2 protein-coding genes and 1 pseudogene are annotated in these 1984 nt (G+C 72.7%); all 3 read right to left on the reverse strand.

From position 1 onward, the window contains the following. Positions 1-254 (reverse strand): annotated as a pseudogene (locus tag Q0817_RS19890) (NADH:ubiquinone oxidoreductase subunit J); the annotation flags it as partial. A 3-nt stretch (positions 255-257) separates the two neighbouring features. Continuing rightward, positions 258-1193 carry a complex I subunit 1 family protein gene (locus Q0817_RS19895; RefSeq protein WP_298592197.1) on the reverse strand — a complete coding sequence of 312 codons (936 nt, stop codon included), beginning with the start codon at positions 1191-1193 and terminating at the stop codon, positions 258-260. After that, positions 1186-1984 (reverse strand): hypothetical protein (locus Q0817_RS19900; RefSeq protein WP_298592199.1); only part of this gene is annotated, 799 nt, incomplete at its 5' end. The genes Q0817_RS19895 and Q0817_RS19900, both read right to left, overlap by 8 nt.

Consider the following 1984-nt stretch of genomic DNA (forward strand, 5'->3'; position numbering starts at 1 on the left):
ATGGGCATCAGCGCCGGGTTCATGCCCATGAACATCACCATGTAGACCGCCATCACCGCCATCTCCATCACCATCATCAAGATCGTGATGATCCCCAAATAGCTCTGGCCCAGCAGCAAGATCTGCACCCCCACAGCGATGAAGGACAGCGCCAGGGCATAGGTGGCCCGGGCCATGGAATCCACCACGAACACGACCACCCCCGCGGCCACGGCCACCACAGCGAGCACCCAGAACACGATTCCGACCAGCACGGCTCAGCCCTTCCACACGACGACGAGGGACACCACCAGATCCTGGACCACGGCGGCCGGGAGCAGGACCACCCACCCGATCTCCATGAACCGGTCCGGGCGCAGCAGCGGAATCTTCCGGCGCAACCACACGAGCACCGCCAACACCGCCACCGTCTTCACCAGGACCCACGCCCAGCCGGGCAGGACCGGCCCGGCACGGCCACCGAGGAACAGCGGCACCGAGAAGGCGGCACCGGCGGTCAGGAACAAGTACCGCCCGGCCTGGAGGACGAGACGGTCGACCCCCGAGAGCTCGGCCAGCACCCCGCCGCCGATGTCCGCGGCCAGGGCCGGGGCGAACGGACCCCACACGGAGAAGCCCGTCACGCCGACGAGGAAGACGAGGAACGCCACCGGCATCCACACCACGAACCACACCCCGTCCTGGGCGGCCGCCACATCCCCCACGGCCAGGCTGCCGGCGGCGATCGCCGGGGCCACCAGCGCGAACATCAGCGGCAGCTCGTAGGCCAGCCCGTGCGCCAGGAAACGGTAGCCGCCCACCAGGCCGTGGGCGGAGTTCGCGCCCCACCCCGCCAGCCAGACCAGCGCCCAGACCATGACGTCCACCGTGTTGAACCACACGACACCGACGTCCAGGTCCGCCAGCGTCCACTCCCCCAGCGGAAGCACCGCGATCATCAGGAACGCCCCGACCAGCATGCCCGCGCCACCGACCCGCCACAGCAGGGTGTCCGCTGCCACGGTGGTCCGGCGCCGCTGCCGCAGCAACCGCGCCGAACGGCCCAGCGGCGCGCCCCACCCGCCGCCGTTGCCCTGCGCCCGGGCCGAGAGCGCCGCGTCCAGCGCCGCCGCGAAGAAGGCCAGACCGCACAGAAGGATCCCCGCCAGCACGGCCCATCCGCCGGGAACGGTCGTCACCACGCTCTCAGACACTCCCCACCTCCCGGACGGCAGGATGCGGATCGAGATCCAGGCTCGCCACGGCCAACCGCACGGAGGCCAGCTCCAGTCCGGTCACCAGGTCCGGCAGCGCCGCCCACGGCACCGCGCCGTCCTCCACCGGGGCCGCCTCCGTGTCGCCGGTCTCGACCCGGATCTGTTCCACCCGGGACAGCAGCCGGTCGTGGGCGTCCCCGAGGCAGCGCCGGGGCAGCCCGTGGTGCTCCAGGTCGGACGGGGCGAGCGGCAGCACGCCCCGCAGCGACCAGCGGAGCAGCCGCGACCTCCGCACCGTCCGGTGCAGCCGCTCGGCGGCGTCCCGGACGGCACCCTGGTCGCCGTGCAGGAGGGCGTCCCGGGTGCGGCGGGCACCGGCTGCCGCGCCCTCGGCCCCGGCCAGGGCCAACAGCGCCATGACCTGGTCGCACCACACCACCGCCGCCGGCGCGGGACCGGGGCGCGGCCCGACCGCTCCGGCGCCGTCGTCCTCGCCGCCGTCCCTGTGGTCGTTTCTGCCGTCGACCACGGAGGCTTCGGCATCGACCACGACATCCCCCTGCAACGAGCAGCGCAGCACGAGCCCCGCCGGCCAGAACGGCAGGACCGGACCGAGCGGAAGACGGAGCACGTCCATCTCCAGCCCGTCACGGTCCTCCCCGCCCTCGGCCAGGGCGATTCCCCCCGGGGCCATGTCCATCTCGCCGTGGTCCATCTCGCCGTGGCCCATCTCGCCGTGGCCCATCTCGCCGTGGCCCATCTCGCCGTGGCCCATCTCGCCGTGGCCC

The sequence above is a fragment of the uncultured Kocuria sp. genome (assembly GCF_947500125.1).
GTDB lineage: Bacteria > Actinomycetota > Actinomycetes > Actinomycetales > Micrococcaceae > Kocuria.